This window comes from Bacillus marinisedimentorum (genome assembly GCF_001644195.2).
Taxonomy (GTDB): domain Bacteria; phylum Bacillota; class Bacilli; order Bacillales; family Bacillaceae_O; genus Bacillus_BL; species Bacillus_BL marinisedimentorum.
Window position 1 is genome coordinate 43,918 of sequence record NZ_LWBL02000019.1, and the last position, 17,861, is coordinate 61,778.

17 protein-coding genes are annotated in these 17,861 nt (G+C 47.8%); 6 read left to right on the forward strand and 11 right to left on the reverse strand.

What is annotated here, in order from left to right; all coding sequences use genetic code 11:
- Positions 1–3: 3 nt before the first annotated feature.
- From A4U59_RS06250 to A4U59_RS06260, 3 genes are read right to left on the reverse strand one after another with little or no spacing between them, the layout of a single operon-like run.
- A complete protein-coding gene (locus A4U59_RS06250) occupies positions 4–780 on the reverse strand; it encodes an ABC transporter permease (protein ID WP_070120306.1) in 777 nt (258 codons plus the stop codon).
- Complete coding sequence (locus tag A4U59_RS06255) at positions 777–1,685, reverse strand: ABC transporter ATP-binding protein (protein WP_070120308.1); 909 nt, start codon at positions 1,683–1,685, stop codon at positions 777–779. The genes A4U59_RS06250 and A4U59_RS06255 overlap by 4 nt, the downstream gene beginning before the upstream one ends.
- Complete coding sequence (locus A4U59_RS06260; protein WP_070120310.1) at positions 1,685–1,873, reverse strand: PLDc N-terminal domain-containing protein; 189 nt, start codon at positions 1,871–1,873, stop codon at positions 1,685–1,687. Before A4U59_RS06260 ends, A4U59_RS06255 begins: the two co-directional genes overlap by 1 nt.
- A gap of 193 nt (positions 1,874–2,066) precedes the next feature.
- Here A4U59_RS06260 and A4U59_RS06265 point away from each other — a divergent pair, with 193 nt between their 5' ends.
- Entirely contained in the window at positions 2,067–2,651 is a 585-nt protein-coding gene (locus A4U59_RS06265) for an SCO family protein (protein WP_070120312.1), read from the forward strand.
- A gap of 152 nt (positions 2,652–2,803) precedes the next feature.
- Positions 2,804–3,289, forward strand: a complete 486-nt coding sequence (locus A4U59_RS06270) for a YkyB family protein (protein WP_070120313.1) — start codon at positions 2,804–2,806, stop codon at positions 3,287–3,289.
- Between the two features lie 68 nt (positions 3,290–3,357).
- Here A4U59_RS06270 and A4U59_RS06275 read toward each other — a convergent pair whose 3' ends face one another.
- Genes A4U59_RS06275 through A4U59_RS06285 form a run of 3 tightly spaced genes read right to left on the reverse strand, consistent with a single transcriptional unit; the run spans position 3,358 to position 6,799 of the window.
- Positions 3,358–4,527: an ABC transporter permease gene (locus A4U59_RS06275; protein WP_070120314.1), complete on the reverse strand. Its 1,170-nt coding sequence runs from the start codon at positions 4,525–4,527 to the stop codon at positions 3,358–3,360.
- The gene (locus A4U59_RS06280; protein ID WP_070120316.1) at positions 4,524–5,855 is read right to left on the reverse strand and encodes an ABC transporter permease; all 1,332 of its coding nucleotides are present in this window, start codon (positions 5,853–5,855) and stop codon (positions 4,524–4,526) included. The genes A4U59_RS06275 and A4U59_RS06280 overlap by 4 nt, the downstream gene beginning before the upstream one ends.
- 11 nt (positions 5,856–5,866) lie before the next feature.
- Positions 5,867–6,799: an ABC transporter ATP-binding protein gene (locus A4U59_RS06285; RefSeq protein WP_070120338.1), complete on the reverse strand. Its 933-nt coding sequence runs from the start codon at positions 6,797–6,799 to the stop codon at positions 5,867–5,869.
- Positions 6,800–6,986: 187 nt separating this feature from the next.
- Between A4U59_RS06285 and A4U59_RS06290 the strand changes: the two genes are divergently transcribed.
- Positions 6,987–7,868 carry a diacylglycerol/lipid kinase family protein gene (locus A4U59_RS06290; protein ID WP_070120318.1) on the forward strand — a complete coding sequence of 294 codons (882 nt, stop codon included), beginning with the start codon at positions 6,987–6,989 and terminating at the stop codon, positions 7,866–7,868.
- Between the two features lie 7 nt (positions 7,869–7,875).
- On the opposite strand, the gene A4U59_RS06295 is transcribed toward A4U59_RS06290, so the two are convergent.
- Positions 7,876–8,052: a PLDc N-terminal domain-containing protein gene (locus tag A4U59_RS06295; RefSeq protein ID WP_245680506.1), complete on the reverse strand. Its 177-nt coding sequence runs from the start codon at positions 8,050–8,052 to the stop codon at positions 7,876–7,878.
- Positions 8,053–8,313: 261 nt separating this feature from the next.
- On the opposite strand from A4U59_RS06295, the gene A4U59_RS06300 reads away from it, so the two are divergent.
- On the forward strand, positions 8,314–8,835 hold the full coding sequence (locus A4U59_RS06300) for a hypothetical protein (protein WP_070120321.1): 522 nt from the start codon (positions 8,314–8,316) through the stop codon (positions 8,833–8,835).
- A 384-nt stretch (positions 8,836–9,219) separates the two neighbouring features.
- Here the strand turns inward: A4U59_RS06300 and narI are convergent, their stop codons facing one another.
- From narI to A4U59_RS06320, 4 genes are read right to left on the reverse strand one after another with little or no spacing between them, the layout of a single operon-like run.
- Entirely contained in the window at positions 9,220–9,918 is a 699-nt protein-coding gene (gene narI / locus A4U59_RS06305; protein ID WP_070120323.1) for a respiratory nitrate reductase subunit gamma, read from the reverse strand.
- Positions 9,915–10,463: a nitrate reductase molybdenum cofactor assembly chaperone gene (narJ, locus tag A4U59_RS06310; RefSeq protein ID WP_070120324.1), complete on the reverse strand. Its 549-nt coding sequence runs from the start codon at positions 10,461–10,463 to the stop codon at positions 9,915–9,917. Before narJ ends, narI begins: the two co-directional genes overlap by 4 nt.
- Before the next feature lie 15 nt (positions 10,464–10,478).
- On the reverse strand, positions 10,479–11,951 hold the full coding sequence (gene narH, locus A4U59_RS06315; RefSeq protein ID WP_070120326.1) for a nitrate reductase subunit beta: 1,473 nt from the start codon (positions 11,949–11,951) through the stop codon (positions 10,479–10,481).
- Positions 11,941–15,624 carry a nitrate reductase subunit alpha gene (locus tag A4U59_RS06320; RefSeq protein WP_070120328.1) on the reverse strand — a complete coding sequence of 1,228 codons (3,684 nt, stop codon included), beginning with the start codon at positions 15,622–15,624 and terminating at the stop codon, positions 11,941–11,943. Before A4U59_RS06320 ends, narH begins: the two co-directional genes overlap by 11 nt.
- A gap of 321 nt (positions 15,625–15,945) precedes the next feature.
- Between A4U59_RS06320 and A4U59_RS06325 the strand changes: the two genes are divergently transcribed.
- Together A4U59_RS06325 and A4U59_RS06330 are read left to right on the forward strand one after the other, a co-directional pair.
- Complete coding sequence (locus tag A4U59_RS06325; RefSeq protein WP_070120329.1) at positions 15,946–17,112, forward strand: MFS transporter; 1,167 nt, start codon at positions 15,946–15,948, stop codon at positions 17,110–17,112.
- A 28-nt stretch (positions 17,113–17,140) separates the two neighbouring features.
- Complete coding sequence (locus A4U59_RS06330) at positions 17,141–17,551, forward strand: CoA-binding protein (RefSeq protein ID WP_070120331.1); 411 nt, start codon at positions 17,141–17,143, stop codon at positions 17,549–17,551.
- Positions 17,552–17,861: the final 310 nt, after the last annotated feature.

Here is a 17,861-nt window from a genome sequence, read left to right on the forward strand (position 1 = left end):
ATATCAAACACGTTTTTGCCTTTTAAATAAAGTCGGGGCAAGGAACAGCAGTGAAGCGATGACAATTATGCTCATCGTTACCGCAAGAACAAAGTGGTCCCCTGCTTCACCTGTTTCCAGCAGGCTGCCGGCATGCCCGGTAAGTGTGCCTGGCGACCAGAACAGCAGCGATTTCAATACACTGGACAATATCGACAGTGCCAGTACAACCCCAATGGATAAAAAGGCGATACCGAGGCTGTTTTTCATCAATGTGCTTAAAAAAATCGTAACAGTCACGACAAAAGTTAAAAACAGCCCATAAACAAAGAAACTTGAGATTGCCGGACCAGCTTCAACCGGTCCGATGAGCAACTCCGTATAGTACCATGCTGCCGCAAAACCGAGGATGAGCGCGAGCCATGCAACCAGTACGGCAGCCGTCCACTTCGCTGTAATAAACGATGTCTTAGAAACAGGCTTTGCAAGTATAAGGCCGGCAGTCCCGGCAGTCCGCTCCGACGAAACCGCTCCCATCGAACTTAACACAAGAACAAGGACACCCATCTGGGTGAACTGGGCGAGGGCGGAGTTCATTACAGCGCCTGGAGGCGGGATCGGTATCTCAATGACCGTTCCTTCCGGCAGGTCACCGAAGTTTTCCATCAGGTCAGGCATATAGTATGACGAAATGGGCTGCATCAAGCCAAACACAGCAAATACAAGCGGTATCCAGACCCATTTGTAATTCCGCATCATTTCAACTGTTTCCTTTTTGAACAGTACGAGCCATTGTTTCATTTTCCTGTCACCATCTTTAAGAAGACATCTTCAAGGGTTGTCTGCCCTGCTTCGAATTTTTGCAGACTTTTCCCTGTCGCAGCAATGTCTTCAAGAATTTCTTTTTGAGCAGCAGATACATCGCTGACGACAAGCCTCGCTTTGCCTTCGTGATAATTTGTTTCCCCTGCCCAGTTCCGCTTTTCCCATGAGGCTACCAGTTCGTTCAGGTCATCTGCTGACTCTATTACAATGACAGGTTCCCGCTGGGAGCGCCTCAATTCATGAAGCGGGCCTGAAAGGACATTTTTCCCACCGGCAATGATATAGACATCGTCGGATACTTCTTCAGCATCATGAAGGATATGGGTTGAAAATAAAATCGTTGTTTTCTTCTTTAGCTTCCGGATGAGATCCAGCACTTCATAACGGCCGATCGGATCAAGTGATGATACCGGTTCATCCATGATCAGCAATTTAGGATCATGGATAATAGCCTGAGCCAGGCCGAGGCGCTGTTTCATCCCGCCCGAATAAGATGCGGTTTTTTTAGCCCCTGCATCCGCAAGCCCGAACATTTCCAGATAATAGGAACTCTTTTCCTGTGCTTCCCGCTTCGGGATGCCGCATAATTCTGCCGCATATTGAAGAAACTCTTTGCCGGTCATCCACGGGTAAAAAGCGGGATACTGAGGCAGATAACCTACGGCAGATCGGAAGTCCCCTCCTTCTTGTCCTTTGAATGTGATCCGGCCGCCGTCTTTTTCAAGAAGGCCTGTCAAAATGTTTAATGTTGTTGTTTTGCCAGCGCCATTTGGGCCCAGCAGGGCCGTACAGCTCCCCTCTTCAATTGTCAGCTCCAAATCATCGAGCACCTTTTGTCCATTGAAAGATTTTACAAGTCTTTCGGCTTTCAAGAGTGACATTACGCTTTCCGCCTTCCAAACAGGAAATAGATGACCGGCCCAATCAAGTTAATGAATATGATGACAAACACCCAAATAATTTTCGAGCCATTCGTCTGTTCGGCTTTCGCCAGGTCGACAAGCGCCAGTACCATGAGCAGCAGTTGTATGACGAGCAGCGGTGCGATTAATCCCCAATTGATATCCATATTCCCACCCCATTTGTATTTAGATAATTAGATAATCTTCTAAATAATACTTTACGCTCCGAGTTTCTTTCTGTCAACGTTTTCATTAAATATTCACATTGTTTCCCCTAATCAAGTTGATACGTTCTTTAAGTCGATTATGCTAGAATTATGGAAAACAGGATTTGATTCCGAAACGAAAGGAAGACAAATGATGAATCAGCGCACACGCACTTTTGCAGCATTGGCAGCAGCACTTTTCCTCCTTGCTCTGACAGCCTGCGGCGGCAGCAATTTTGACGGTGATTTCAGCTATGAAGTACAGGACTTCTCGTATGTGAACCAGAATAGCGAAAAAGTGTCACTTGACGATCTCAAAGGAAAACCATGGCTGGCCGATTTTGTTTTCACAAACTGCAACACCGTATGTCCGCCCATGACAGCGAACATGTCGCGCATACAGGAAAAACTGAAGAAAGAAAACATCGATATGCAAATTGTTTCCTTCAGTGTTGACCCTGAGGTTGATACACCTGAAACATTAAAGGCGTTCGGTGACAAATTTGATGCCGATTACGACAGCTGGCATTTCCTTACCGGCTATGACCAGGAAGAAATTGTCACACTTGCCCGCAAATCATTCAAAACCCTGGTTCAAAATGACCCAAGTTCTGACCAGGTTATTCACGGCACCTCTTTTTACCTTGTTGACCAGGAAGGAAACGCTGTAAAAAGCTATGATGGGCTGGATGTTCCATATGAAGAAATCATCGATGATGCAAAAGCCATCACAAAATAATGAAAAAGCTTGAAAAAATTACCTGAGACGTATAAATGACTGAAAAATTCCTTTATAATAATAAATACGACAGGCTTTTAAACTTTGTGGCAGCGGCATTACTGCTGCCGCAGAGGCAGTTCAGACACCAATAATTGAAAGGAGTTCCCGCCATGCAATCACACCAATCAGGCCGCAGCAAAAAACAGCAGAATGAGCTGCCCCCCGCTAATCCTGATAACCTTGCAAAAGCTGTGTACACCGTTAACCGCCACGCCAAGACAGCGCCCAACCCCAAATTTCTTTACTCGTTAAAAAAGAAATCGCTTCAAAAGCTGCTGAAAGAAGGAAAAGCCAGGAAGATCGGCCTGCACTTTTCCCCGAATCCGAAATACAGCCAGCAGCAATCAGACCTCCTCGTGTCTGTAGGAGAGTATTACTTTCATATGCCACCTGTAAAGGAAGACTTCCAAACACTTGAACACCTGGGCAAGACAAGCCAGTCATACCGTAATCCAAAAGCTCAAATGCCGCTGAACCAGGCAAAAAAACTGCTGGAACGGTATACAGGTTACAAAGAAAAGGATGAAACTCATCCGCCCAAACAAAAAAAGTATGAAAAACCCGTCTTTAAACGGCTCGGTGAGTCTTACCGCTGAACACTGTTCTTTATCAGGAAACCGGAAAACCCGGTTTCCTTTTTTACTGCTTAATTTGCAGAACCTGATCATCGTTTTTCGAGTATGAAAATACCCGCTCCGGCCATAGCGGCCCCCATGCCGGCCATGATGAGTGCTGGCTGTACGACTCCTTGCAGGCCTTCATGATAAAGGGCTACCGCTTTCATGCCTTCCACCGCATAAGAGAGCGGAATCAGCTTAGAGATCCAGATTAAAATATCTGATGTCACGATTTCAATCGGCCAGTAAGCGCCCCCCAGCATAGCGCTCGATACCGCAATCAAAGGAACGATGCTGCTCAGCTGCTTCATATTTTTCACAAACGCGGAAAGCAGAAGACCGAGTGCAGTAATAGCGAACACGAACGGAAGCATCACCGCAAAAATCAATCCCCAGCTGTCCCCCCAGTCGAATCGGAACACATATTTCCACAAGGCAGCGAGCAGGATCACCTGAAAGGTACCGATCAAAAAACTGTAAAAGAAATTTCCGGCATATATTTCCCACCTGGTAACCGGTGAGACGACAAGCCGGCTGAAAATCCCCTTTTCCCTGTCTTCGACCAGCTCCCCGACTGAAAAAATAACGGTGAACATGACGAAGAAAAGCGTGAAGCCGAGTGAGGATTGGAGCTGCTGATCATAAAGGAACCCGCCTTCTTCCTCAACGGTTCCGGTATGGACTGCAAAAGCCGGCGTACTGCGTTTTTCATAAGAGTATGCCGCTAATGCAGCCTGCCTGACAGTCGCCTCCGCCGCTCCTGTGCCTTCAGCAAGCCCGGCTGTAATGAGAGACACTGTATATTGCTCATCAGCCAATTCGCGAGCTTCCTGCAAGACTTCGTTTTGAGCTGAATAAAAAACCTGGCTTTCTTTCACCTTCAATACACGGATACTTGCCTTGCTGCCCGAACGTATATCCTCTTGAAACCCGTTCGGGATGATAAATGCAGCTTCTGCATTTCCCGCCGTTACTTCATCCTCTGCTGTTTGCTTCTCCATAGTTTCAAATGTAAAGACATCCGATTCGCTGAGTGCTGATATCAGTTTCCTGGAAAGCTCTGTTTCATCTTCATCCACAATCGGCACAGTCACTCTGTATTCCGTATTGGCAAAACCGAAAGCAGCCGTGAAGGCAACCGGAAGAATCAACATAAGCAAAAACGTTTTCGGATTGTGTTTGAAATTCATGAGCCTTGCCCATAAAACCGCTCTCATGTCATGTCCCCCTTCCTGGCATGAACATAAAACACCAGTGAGCCTGCCAGAAACAGTACGCCGGCAGAAGCTGCAAACCCGGCCAGATACATGTAAAGGTCAGATAACGGATAGCCCTGCATCGTTTTCATAAAAGCCTGCAAGCCCATGCCGTTAGGTGTCCACTTACCTGCAATAGCCATTGCTTCAGGGAGCTGGCTGATCGGGATGAAGCTTCCGCCTATCAGCGCCATGACCTGAATGCCTGCATTTTCGAAAAAAGCTGTTGCTTTCCCATTATCATTTTTGAAATTCAAACCGGCTAGAATCATGGAAAAGCCGCCGACTGACAATGACATGAGTAAAACGAGAATCACTACCTGCCCCCAGGCTCCCCACTCAATTCCAAAAGCAATCTTTGTTCCAATGATCAAAACACTTAGCTGGAGGGCAGCAAGAACAGCACCGCTTAAAAACGTTCCGGCGGCAATCCGGTGCAATCCGGCGCCGCCTGCTATCATGCGCTGAAGGGTGAAATTCTTCTTCTCTTCCAGGAAAGACTGTGAAACGGCTCCGGCGGTAAAAAGCATAAACATTACACTCATGGCAGCCGCGTAATATTGAAATCCATCCAGCGGTTCCCTGGCAGGCACTCTTTCCTCGGTCAGCTCGATCACCGTTTTGGATTGTAATACTTCTTCCATGAAAAACGGCAGCCCAGCAAAGCCCGCTTCCGACGCATCGATTTCAGCCGCCGTCGCAAGATAAGCATTTTTAGCCGCTGCAGCATCTGCCAGGCCATCCGTGAACCGTTTTACAAGATCTTCCGCAATCATCCCGCCGAACCCTGACTCAGAACGTTTTTCGAACCTGATGTCCACTTGTTCGCCATCACCTGTTACAAATTGAAGCAAAGACTTGTAATAAAAATGTTCCGGAAAGGTTACGACCGCTGTCAATTCGCCGTCCTTCAGCATCGCTTCCGCTTCTTCGGCTGAGAGCTCTTCATATTGCAAAAATTCCCGGACCTGCCTGTTTTCAAGGACAGCGTTTTTGAACTGGCTATATAGATCCATTTGCTCAGGTAATCGCTGATCAGAAAGCAGCACCATTGCCCCGGGCAAACTGTCGGCTATTTTATGCTGGAATCGTTCAATATCTGCTTCTTTATCCGCTTCCATTACGACCCCGAGCTTGATATCAATATTCCCCGCAGGCGCATCCATGAACTTTCCAATTGAAAAACCAAGTATTGCCGTCAGGACAAACGGCATCAGCAGGATGATCAGCAGCGTCTTTTTGTCTCTTATGATACGCTTCATATCTTTCAGAATGAGATTTCCAATCATCGTGTATCCCCCTAATCTCTTAGCGCCCGCCCCGTCATATAAAGGAAAACATCTTCAAGCGTCGGTTTTTTCACCTGGACAGATATCAAGTCGGCCCCGGTTTTCTCGGCAGCTGAGAGGATAAGTCTCAGGAGGCCGCTGTTTTTGTCTCCAGCCAGCTCATAAAGGCCTTCCGCTTTTTTTTGGACGCTTTTCATCTCCTGCATCTCCCTCAGGGTATTGATAAACTTTACATTATCTTCTTCTATCGCAAGTTCGACGATATCACTTCCCGAAACTTCATCTTTCAGCTGTTCCTTCGTGCCAGCGGCAATCATTCTCCCCTTATCCATTATGTAAATGCGGTCACAGAGAAACTCCACTTCTTCCATATAGTGACTGGTGTATAAAATCGTCATCCCTTGACGGTTCAGACGCTTGACTGTTTCCAGAATATGATTACGCGATTGGGGATCGATGCCTACAGTCGGCTCATCCATTACAAGCAGCTTTGGATTATGCAGCAGAGCCGCACCGATGTTAAGCCGTCTTTTCATTCCCCCTGAATAAGTGCCCACTTTCGATTTCAGCTTTTCATGAAGTCCGATGATTTCTGCAACCGCCTTAATCTTTTCCTTCAGCTCCACCCCTTTAAGCCCGTGAACTTTTCCGAAAAACGCTAAATTTTCAAAACCGGTAAGTTCCGGATAAAGCGCAATATCCTGTGGCACCACTCCTAAAAGGGTGCGGAGCTTTTGCGGATTGGCTTTGATATCCTCTCCGCGAAGCAGAATCTCTCCGCTTGTTGGTTTTAATAAGGATGTAATCATATTGATTGTCGTTGATTTCCCTGCGCCGTTGGGGCCCAGAAATCCTAAAATTTCCCCCTCCTCAATATAGAAATCGATGCCGGCTACCGCATTGACGTCCTTGAATGTTTTTGCCAGACCTGTTGCTTCCATCAGTTTCATCGCTTATCACTCCCTGCTCGTTGAACTGCTGAGTCGATTAAATGAGTCTATTTTACCAAATCTGATATGGTATTCTACTAAACATCTGTTTTTCCTTTGCATCCAAAAACTCTTTTGTTTACTTTTTATGGACGTGGATAAATATTATAGGTACATACTGACAACCAAAAGGAGCCTGCCCATGAAAAAAGCAGCGATTATCCAAAATCCCGCATCCGGAAACCGGAAGATGCATGAAGCCATTCCTGAGATAAAAAAACAGCTTCTTTCAAAATACGATGACGTTGAAATCTTTGAAACAAAGAAGCCTGGCGACGGTGCGGCCCTCGTTTCCGAATATCACAAAAGCTTTGATTCCATCATCGGTGCAGGCGGAGACGGCACAGTCTATGAACTGGTCAATGCCTTATCACAGTTAGAAGACAGACCGGTTTTCGGGATTCTTCCCGGCGGAACCTGTAATGACTTTGCACGTTCCCTTAATATGCCCTTCGACCCTGAAGGAGCGGCCCGTACCATAGTAGAGGGGGCACGATTTAACATCGATATCGGAAAAGCGGACGATCGGTTTTTTTCTAACTTTTGGGGAATCGGCCTGATCACAACTGTTTCACAGGAAGTGGATTCTGAAATTAAATCATCTTTCGGCAGGCTTGCCTACTATCTTTCCGCTCTTCAAAACGCTGCCAGCGGTGAAGCGTTCCGCCTTCAAGTCAGCTCTCCAGATGGACAGTTTGACGGTGAAGCCATTCTTGCAATTGCAGGAAATGGCCCATACACCGGCGGAATGCGCACCTTTTTTCCAAACTGCAGCACCATGGATGGAAAGCTGGATGTCCTCATTGTCAAAAATGCTTCCATGAAAGCACTCTGGAATCTGTTCCAGCATCGTTTATCAGCAGAAAAGGCTGAAAGTGACGAAATTGTCTATTTCCAGACCAGGGAGCTTCAGATTAATACCGATCCTGTACTTACAGTCGATACAGACGGTGAACGATCGGACACTACACCTGCATCCATCCATCTTCTTCCTTCATTTTTGAGCGTCATCGGCAGTAAATGAAGAAGGGTCAGTCCCTCCTGATAATCAAATAAATAATTAATCCGAGAATAGGAAAAAACAACGTTCCAACCAGCACAACAATTGCATACTCTTTACTGTTTCCATGCCGGAGTGAATCCCGGTATGCCCAGATACTCGTAACAATATTCAAGATGATCAACCCTGCCCCGAACAGCAGGAACAAACCTGCGACAGCGCCAAATGATGCAACAACTGCAAGACTAAGCACAATGACTCCCCCCTTTTTTCATTACTCTATTCTACGGGAATCAGGAAAATAAGTTTCAGTGTTTTTGTCTATAATTATTACCCTCTTCCTTGCATACGTTTTTTCGATAAATGTAATAATAAGGATATGGAAGCTTCCTATGTTGGACTTCAGCAAATTTCCGCGGTACTATTTGCATTCGATCCGAACTGAAAGTATAAGGAGGATTGGCAGGATATGATTTTTGTTCTCCCGATTGCAGCGGTGTCTGTTGTAATGATTGTGATATACACAGGCTCCTTTATTCCCCCGCATTTTCATATTAAGTACTCAGAAAACTACAGCGTATCTTCGGAAATCATCTGGAACACCCTTATAAATATGGACCGGATGGCCGAGCGCAGCCGATTCGCGAAGCGGGTTGAACGAATCGGGAAAAATCATCTCGGGTTTCCAATCTGGCGCGAGTATAGTGGATTTGGTGTATGGTCTGAATTTGAAATCATCGGAAAGATACCATCAAAAAAGCTGACCATCAATTTACTAGACAGCAGTTACGGCATAAAGGGGAAGTGGAGCTACGAATTGGATGAAAAGGACGGAAAAACAACTGTCACCATAACTGAAAACAGTGAAATTCACCAGTTTACGGTGCGGCTTCCGCTTATTTTGACCGGCAGGGATTTTCATACAAGGAAGCGATTCAGAATCCTTGAAAAATCGCTGTCACATCCGGATAGCATACTTACAAGCCACTGACAGGATTCATACATCAATCAAAAGAAGGCGCGCGGCTGCATTAAAGCCGGGCGCCTTCTTTGTGTTGACATGGGTGAATTCGCTTTTGTTTTTTTCCGTTTGGCCCTTCCTGGCTGCTTGTATGATTTCCTGAACCGGAAAACACAGGCCGCGCTCACCTTAGTGAACGTTACAGTTTTCCGTGAAAGGGGAATCGAGCTATGTTTCCGCTGACATGTTAATAAGACTTCCATGCAGAGAGAGCGTTTACCTGAGCAGGTAAGCTCATCATTAATCGGAAGCAGGATAGGCGGTTTGCAGGCCGTCCGGCAGCTCTAATGAATTGACTAAACCCGCTGATTACTAATCAGCGGGAAGAGAACGCGTGATTTACACTTTGTTCGCTCATGATACCTTTTTACTTGTCCCGATTGGTTCACGTTTCCGGTAAACGATATAACTTCTACGCAAATAACGGAGCGGAATGCTGAAAAAGTGGACGAGCCTTGTAAATGGCCAGGCCGCAAACAGCCCGAATGCTGCGGTAATATGGATTTTGAACCAGAGCGGCACCGTTTCCATTAGGCTCGCATCAGGACTCAGCACAAACAGCCCCCTGAACCACGGGCCGATCGTCGTCCGGTAATCGAACCCGTGTGAATCGATATTGGCGAACGTGGCCGACAGGCCGGAGCCCATCACGACAGCCAGGAAGAAAAGGGCGGCCCAGTCACCGATGCTGCTCGTACGCCTCACTCTTTTTACCGTATAACGGCGGTAGATAAATATGGCGAGACCGAGGGCAGCTGCAATACCGGCAGGAAGTCCGCCTGCGATGGCGATATAGTGGTAAGTATATTCGCTTACCCCAATCGCCTCATAAACACCGGCTGGAATGAGAATTCCCATGATGTGGCCGGCTAAGACGAACAGAATGCCCCAGTGAAAAAGGAGACTCCCCCATCTCAACTTCTTCTTTTCAAGCACTTCGCTCGATTTGGCGGTCCATCCGAACTGATCATAGTTATACCTGAAAATGTGGCCGCCGATGAATACGGCAAGTGCAAGGTAAGGGAAAATCACCCATAAAAATTGGTCCATCATAAGGCAGCCCTTCTTTCATGTTCAAAAGTAAATTCTTCAATCACCAGCAGGACGACATCCAGCAATAAAGCATACACGCTTTCCTGCTTGATGAACTGTTCCCTCATTTCTTCGATCGCAGCCTGATATTGATCAAGTACAGGAACGGCATGGTTCTGTGGAGCGAAACCGGCAAATTCAAGCATAAGCGGCAAGTAATCCGGAAGTTCCCTGTCAGTTGTCTGAAACCCCGCTTTGGCATATTTGAGTTTCAGCTGGACAAGCTCCATGCTCCGTTCCCGCTGTTCCCCATGCTGCATATAAGTTACATACAGATTCGTTTTTTTGCCGAAGTCGATTGTATTGACATAAGACTGCCTCAGCTCATCGAGTGTGCGGCTTTGCAAATAATCGACAAACTCACTCAACCGTGCGCTAATTTGCTTATGGGGGACTGATTCGGCAAATTCCCTGCAGTCCTCGAGTCCTTCCTGCCACTCCGCGGATGGATAGGCGAAAAGGTAGGAGATACAGCGGAACAAGTATTGAAAGTTTTCGTTTGCCATTGTTGCTCCCTCCAATCAGGATACTGTGGAACAGGTGCCGGGACCGCCGGCAAAGTCAAGGCCGCAGCTTCCCTGCATATCATACATGTTCTGGGCTTCTTCTTTGTGTGAAGCCGGAATGACGAAACGATCCTTGTATTTCGCGATTGCAAGCAGCCGGTACATATCTTCAACAGACTGCGATGTAAGACCGAGTTCTTCAAGGCGGGCCTCATCTGCTTCCTTTCCTGTTTGCCTGCCGCGCATGTGCAGGCGCATGGCCGCCATTTTCTTGAGAGTCATCCGGATATGTTCGGTATCCCCTGCCGTCAGCAAATTAGCAAGATACTCGACCGGGATCCTCATGTTATCGATTGCCGGGAAAATATCGGCATCAACGGCTTTGCTGCCTTTTCCCTCCACTGCATTCATGATCGGGGAAAGCGGCGGAATATACCATACCATCGGCATTGTCCGGTACTCCGGGTGCAGCGGCAGTGCGATTTTCCAATCCTTGATCATCTTGTAGATAGGTGATTGCTGGGCCGCTTCGATCCAATCAAGCGGAATGCCTTCTTCTTTTGCAGCTTTAACCACTTCCGGATCATTCGGATCAAGAAGCACTTCAAGCTGGGCCTGGTACAGTTCTTTTTCATCTTCCACTGATGCCGCTTCTTGCACTTTGTCGGCATCATACAGCATGACACCCATATAACGGATCCGGCCTACACACGTCTCCGAACAGATTGTCGGCTGCCCCTGCTCCACTCTCGGGAAACAGAGGGTGCATTTTTCGGCTTTGTTTGTCTTCCAGTTGAAATAAACCTTTTTATACGGGCAGGAAGTGACACAATGACGCCACGATCGGCATGCATTCTGGTCAACCAGCACGATGCCGTCTTCTTCACGCTTATACATCGCCCCTGATGGACAGGATGAAACACAGGGCGCATTGATGCAGTGTTCGCAAATGCGGGGCAGGTACATCATGAAAACGTCCTCGAACTCAGTTTTGATCGAGTTTTCCATTTGCTGGACATTCGGGTCCTGCAGCCCGGTCACGTGGCCGCCGGCAAGGTCATCTTCCCAGTTCGGTCCCCATTCAAGTTCAATGAAATCACCGGTGATGGCCGATTTCGGGCGTGCAACCGGCTGATGCTTTTTCTGCGGGCTGTTTGTCAGAGTTTCATAGTCGTACTCCCACGGTTCATAATAATCATCGATTGTCGGCTGGTCCGGATTATGGAAAATGTTCAGCAGCCTGCGGGTTTTGGAACCGGAACGGAGGACGAGCTCCCCTTTCTCCAGAACCCATCCGCCTTTATACTGCTCCTGGTCTTCCCATCTTTTCGGATAACCGATTCCGGGCTTCGTTTCGACGTTATTGAAATACATGTATTCCGCACCCGGACGGTTTGTCCAGGTGTTTTTGCATGTCACGCTGCATGTGTGGCAGCCGATGCATTTATCAAGGTTCATGACCATGCCGATCTGCGCTTTAACTTTCAAGCCACTCTACCTCCTTCAATTTACGAATGACAACATTAAGGTCGCGCTGGTTGCCGGTCGGGCCGTAGTAGTTGAACCCGTAGCTCAGCTGGCCGTAACCGCCAATCATGTGGGTCGGCTTCACATGGATGCGTGTCGGGCTGTTATGGGTGCCTCCGCGCGTGTTTGTCAATTTTGTTCCAGGTACATTTATGTGGCGGTCCTGGGCGTGGTGCATGAACGCCATGCCCCGCGGTATCCGGTGGGACAGCACCGCCCGCGCCACAACAACGCCGTTACGGTTGAAACATTCGATCCAATCATTATCGGAAATGTCCGCTTCGGCCGCATCATCTTTGTTCATCCACACTGTCGGACCGCCGCGGAACAATGTCAGCATGTGCTGGGAATCGAAATACATGCTGTGCACCGACCATTTGTTATGCGGTGTCAAATAGTTCAAGGTGATTTCCTTGCCTTCAAACTCCGGCCGTTTCTCCTTGAACGGTGTATGCTCAAGCACCGGCTTGAAGACTGCCATCATTTCACCGAACTCCTTCATCATTTCATGATCGATATAGAATGATTGCCTTCCGGTGATCGTCCGCCATGGAATCAGCCTTTCAATGTTTGTTGTAAAAGGAGAGTAGCGGCGGCCGCCAGTTTCATTTCCGCTGAAAGCCGGTGAAGAGATGACCGTTTTCGGCTGGGCCGTGATCTGCTCGAACGTGAACCGTTCTTCTTCACGCTCGGCAGCAAGATCCTTCAATTCTCTTCCTGTTATGTCCTCAAGTGCTTCCCAGGCTCTCACAGCCACTTTTCCGTTTGTCGTCGATGACATTGTCAGGATGGCTTCTGACACGTTCAGCGCTGTGCTGATATCAGGGCAGCCCTCTGAAATCCCTTCTTCACGCACAGTGCCGAGCAGGCTTTTCAGCTGCTCATATTCTTTGGCGATCGACCATTTCATGCCTTTCGTGCCGTTCGGCTGGCTGGCAAGATTCGGGCCGAGAGACGTCATCTTTTTATATAGATTTTTATAATCGCGTTCCACCACATGGATGTTCGGCATATTTACACCCGGCACCGGATCTTTATCACCTTTCATCCAGTCATCAACTGCGCCGAGCGGCTGAGCCATTTCCTGCGGTGTGTCATGCAGAAGCGGTGTTGCGACAACTTCCTTGATGGGATCCATGTCAATTTCATACGCAAGTTCGGATACAGCTTTCGCAACCGATTTGAAAATATCCCAGTCAGACCGCGCCTCCCATGGCGATGAAATCGCCGGATTGAACGGATGGACGAATGGATGCATATCGGTGCTGCTCAAATCATGTTTTTCATACCATGTGGCGGCCGGTAAAATCACATCGGAATATAAAGCCGTGCCGGCCATCCGGAAGTCAAGGTTGATCAGCAGGTCAAGCTTGCCCTCCGGCGCTTTGTCATGCCAATCGATCTCTGTCGGGCGCAGCGTGTCATGGTCTTCATTCAACAGGCCGTTCGTTGTGCCGAGCAAGTGCTTCAGGAAGTATTCATGGCCTTTGCCTGAGCTAGAGATCAAATTCGCCCGCCAGACAAACAGGTTTCTCGGGAAGTTGGCTGGATTATCCGGATCCTCAATCGCAAAGCGCAAGTCTTTCTTTTTCAGCTGTTCGGCAACGTATTCACCAAACTCTTCCGCTGTCGTGCAGCCTGCCTCTGCCGCTTCTTTATAAAGGTCGATGCCATTTTTGCCGAATGTCGGATAAGACGGGAGCCAGCCGTTTCGGGCCGCCAGGACGTTATAGTCTGCATAGTGGTCATATCTGGCTTTATCGACAAGTGGCGAGACAAGATCGCTGACCGGTGTCTCCTCATACCGCCACTGGTCTGTCGCAAAATAAAAGAATGATGTCCCGTTTTGCAGCTTCGGCGGACCTCCCCAGTCTTTGGCGGTTGCGATGGACGTCCACCCCTCGGCGGGACGGAGTTTTTCCTGTCCGACATAGTGGGCCCAGCCTCCGCCGTTCACACCCTGGGCCCCGACAAGCAGCACAAGGTTCAGTACAGCCCGGTAAATCGTGTCGGAATTATACCAGTGGTTAATGCCTGCCCCGACGATGATCATCGATCTGCCATTTGTATCGATGGCGTTTTGCGCAAACTCTTCGGCAATATTGATAATCTGTTCGCGCGGCACGCCGGTGATGCTCTCCTGCCATGCCGGCGTGAAAGCTTCCATGTCGTCGTAGCTTTGAGCCGCTTCACCGCCAAGTCCGCGGTCGATTCCGTAATTCGCCATCATCAAATCATATACAGTTGTCACATGTTTTGACTCCCCATTAATGACAAGCTTTTTCATCGGTACGGCCCGGTTTTTGACCGATTTATCCTTTGCCCCGAAATACGGCATTCTGACAATGCCGATTTCGTCTTCCATTCCCTGCATGGAGAGGCGCGGGTTAATATCCGCTCCGGTTACCTCATCCTTCAATTCGAGATTCCATTTTTTCTTGTCTTCCCATCTGGAACCCATCGTGCCCTGCGGCACTGAAGGACCGCCGGTGATATCATCGAGCAGTGCCGGTTTCCATTCCCCGTTGCCTGTCTCTATGCCGAGGTCATTGGCGTTCAAGAAGCGGCCAGCCTGATAGTTTTCACCGTCTTCATCAAGTGTCACCAGGAATGGCAGATCGGTATATTGCTTTGCATAATCGATAAAGTAATCCGTTTTCCGGTTGATATAAAATTCTTTTAAAATGACATGTCCCATGGCCATGGCGATTGCGCCGTCTGTACCCGGTTTTACCGTCAGCCAGTCATCTGCGAACTTCGTTGACTCCGCGAAATCCGGGCTCATGGAAACGACCTTTGTTCCTTTATAGCGGGCCTCCGCCAGGAAGTGAGCATCCGGTGTCCGTGTCATCGGGACGTTTGATCCCCATGTAATGATGTAGCCGCTGTTGAACCAGTCACTCGATTCCGGAACATCCGTCTGATCACCCCAGATTTGCGGAGAAGCCGGCGGAAGGTCGGCATACCAGTCATAAAAACTGAGGATCGGACCGCCCATCAGCTGCATGAAACGTGCACCGGCAGCGTGGCTGACCATAGACATGGCCGGAATCGGCGAAAAGCCGATATTACGGTCAGGGCCGTATTTAATCGTTGTGTAAAGGAGGGATGATGCAACAAGCTTTAATACTTCATCCCAGTCTGCTCTCACAAGGCCGCCTTTCCCGCGGGCATGTTTATAAGTACGTGTTTTTTCGGGATCTTCCACAATGCTTTTCCAGGCATCAAGCGGATTATCAAATTGCTCAAGGGCGTTTCGCCACATTTCAATTAATACTTTTCTAACATAGGGATATTTCACTCTTAGCGGGCTGTAGATATACCATGAGAAACTTGCGCCCCGCGGACATCCGCGCGGTTCAAACTCGGGCATATCAGGTCCGGTTGTCGGATAATCGAGCTGCTGCCCTTCCCATGTGACAAGGCCGTCTTTCACATAAATGTTCCAGCTGCAGGATCCCGTACAGTTAACCCCATGTGTTGAGCGGACAACTTTATCATGCTGCCAGCGCCTGCGGTACATGTTCTCCCAGCTGCGGTCGCTGTAGTTCATTTCACTGTGTTCCCCTGAAAACTTCTCAACAGGCTTCAAGTAATTCAATCTATTCCAAAGCGGTGAACGTTTTTGTTTCATTCCTTTTCACTCCCTGGTCATTCTTGATGACTACATCGTAAGTTGATTATCAATGGGGCGATGTTAGATTTATCACATTTTTCAGATGTTCACATTATTGCAACATATCAATCAACAATGCAGGTATTTTAGACGCTGAACGTTTTGATGCATGAACAGCCGCTGTAAGGGAATGTGAGTAACAAATAATGAAAACGCGCGGAACCATCAGATCTTTTTTTCGACAAAACTGTGAACAGTAAAGAAATGTGATAACGCTCACAGGTATTGCAATTGTTTGTTTTTATGATAGAAGTAACAAAAAACGAGGAGTTGAATGGTATGAACAAGCAAAAAGCATTGTTACCGATAACGACCCTGGCGATGACTATCGCATTTGCTGCCTGGGCAGTCATTTCACCGATCGCCAGTACCCTGCAGGAAATGTATAACCTTTCCGCTACGGAGAAAAGTATCCTGGTTGCTGTCCCTGTACTTCTGGGCTCGGTCATGAGGATTCCGCTCGGCATCATGACTGATAAATATGGAGGAAAGAAAATGTATACCGGTCTGATGCTCTTCCTCATTATTCCGCTCATCGGGGCCGGCTTCGCTGATTCCTATGGAATGCTCATGTTCTGGGCTTTCTTTATCGGTATGGCAGGAACATCATTTGCGATATCAATCGCTTTCGTCTCAAAACTTACTCCTCCTGAAAAGCAGGGAACGGCACTTGGAATTAACGCTGTCGGTAATATCGGAACCGCGGTAGCCGGCTTTACATTACCGACGATTGCGGCATCATTCGGAATTCCATGGGTGTTCTGGAGCCTCACTGTCCCTGTCTTTATTATGGCCGTTTTATTATGGTACTTCACTCCTGAAACGAAGCCTTCAGCCAGCGCAAAGACAGTCCTTGGCGCACTGTCTGTCTTAAAATACGGATCAACATGGATCCTGTCACTGTTTTACTTTGTCACATTTGGTGCGTTTGTGGCTTTTGGTATTTATTTGCCGACCCTGCTTGTTGACCTGTACAGTGTCACGCCTGTCGATGCCGGATTAAGAGCGGCTGGATTTGTTGTCCTGTCAACATTGATTCGCCCGGTCGGCGGTATTCTCGGAGATAAGATTGGTGCTGAAAAAATCCTTATTTTCGTCTATGCGGGAATTGCCGTTGGAGCTGTCTTCATAGCCCTATGGATAAATAATTTCATCATCTTTACTGCGGCAGCGCTATTCATCGCAATAATGGTCGGCCTTGGAAATGGTTCCGTATTCAAGCTTGTTCCGCAGATGTTTCCGACACAAACAGGTACAGTCACAGGCATAGTCGGCGCCTGGGGCGGACTTGGCGGTTTTTTCCCGCCAATCCTGATGGGGATTGTCATGGATTTAACGGGAACCTATACGCTCGGATTCATCCTTCTTGCAATTCTTGCTGCAGTATGTTTGGTTGTTAACTATAAAGTTTTTTTTCATGGAAACCCTAAGACTGTAACTAACTGATGTATTCGGAAAGGGGAATTTAATAACAATGCAGATACCAGGTGATGAAACACTCAAAGAAATATTAACCCCGCCAAAGCGTGTGGCTATTGTAGGATTATCAGGGAAGCCTGACCGGGCATCCAACGAAGTCGGCGGATACTTGAAAGAACAGGGGTTTGAAATCATCCCTGTTAATCCTGGAGAAAATGAAGTGTTTGGAATAAAAGCCGTGAAAAGTCTTTCTGACATTGAAGGGCATGTAGATATTGTCGATGTGTTCAGAGGTTCTGAACACTTGCCCGAGATTGCTGAAGAAACCGTGAAGATAGGCGCTGATGTTTTCTGGGCACAGCTTGGTGTTTCAAATGAAGAAGCATATGATCATTTGAAGGAAAACAATGTGGAGGTTGTGATGGACCGCTGTATGCTTCAGGAACATAATCGGCTTGGGAATTAAGTGCATATAACAAAACTCACCGATTGGCGAGCCTTTAGACGAAGAAAGAGGCGTAGTTGCCCTTATCTATATTCGTGAAATTGGCAGCTGCGTCGAAATACTTCCTTGCTGACAATTTAAACTTTCTTATACGGAAGGCTGTGTTAAAGTTCAATGTTGATTTTTCACTAGTTGATTGGAGTGGAAGGTGCGAGACTCCTCGAAAATAAAAACCAATTTTCTTCGTGCGGTGTCAATTCGAGGAAGCTTATTCAATGTCCTGCGGGACTAGCGGGACATGTGAGACCCCGCAAGAGCGATAGCGATGAGG

Excerpts from the sequence above, each read along its gene's own strand:
- A4U59_RS06250 (WP_070120306.1), bottom strand. The coding sequence starts at position 780 with ATGAAACAATGGCTCGTACTGTTCAAAAAGGAAACAGTTGAAATGATG.
- A4U59_RS06255 (WP_070120308.1), bottom strand. The coding sequence starts at position 1,685 with ATGTCACTCTTGAAAGCCGAAAGACTTGTAAAATCTTTCAATGGACAA.
- A4U59_RS06260 (WP_070120310.1), bottom strand. The coding sequence starts at position 1,873 with ATGGATATCAATTGGGGATTAATCGCACCGCTGCTCGTCATACAACTG.
- A4U59_RS06265 (WP_070120312.1), top strand. The coding sequence starts at position 2,067 with ATGAATCAGCGCACACGCACTTTTGCAGCATTGGCAGCAGCACTTTTC.
- A4U59_RS06270 (WP_070120313.1), top strand. The coding sequence starts at position 2,804 with ATGCAATCACACCAATCAGGCCGCAGCAAAAAACAGCAGAATGAGCTG.
- A4U59_RS06275 (WP_070120314.1), bottom strand. The coding sequence starts at position 4,527 with ATGAGAGCGGTTTTATGGGCAAGGCTCATGAATTTCAAACACAATCCG.
- A4U59_RS06280 (WP_070120316.1), bottom strand. The coding sequence starts at position 5,855 with ATGATTGGAAATCTCATTCTGAAAGATATGAAGCGTATCATAAGAGAC.
- A4U59_RS06290 (WP_070120318.1), top strand. The coding sequence starts at position 6,987 with ATGAAAAAAGCAGCGATTATCCAAAATCCCGCATCCGGAAACCGGAAG.
- A4U59_RS06300 (WP_070120321.1), top strand. The coding sequence starts at position 8,314 with ATGATTTTTGTTCTCCCGATTGCAGCGGTGTCTGTTGTAATGATTGTG.
- narI (WP_070120323.1), bottom strand. The coding sequence starts at position 9,918 with ATGATGGACCAATTTTTATGGGTGATTTTCCCTTACCTTGCACTTGCC.
- narJ (WP_070120324.1), bottom strand. The coding sequence starts at position 10,463 with ATGGCAAACGAAAACTTTCAATACTTGTTCCGCTGTATCTCCTACCTT.
- A4U59_RS06320 (WP_070120328.1), bottom strand. The coding sequence starts at position 15,624 with ATGAAACAAAAACGTTCACCGCTTTGGAATAGATTGAATTACTTGAAG.
- A4U59_RS06325 (WP_070120329.1), top strand. The coding sequence starts at position 15,946 with ATGAACAAGCAAAAAGCATTGTTACCGATAACGACCCTGGCGATGACT.
- A4U59_RS06330 (WP_070120331.1), top strand. The coding sequence starts at position 17,141 with ATGCAGATACCAGGTGATGAAACACTCAAAGAAATATTAACCCCGCCA.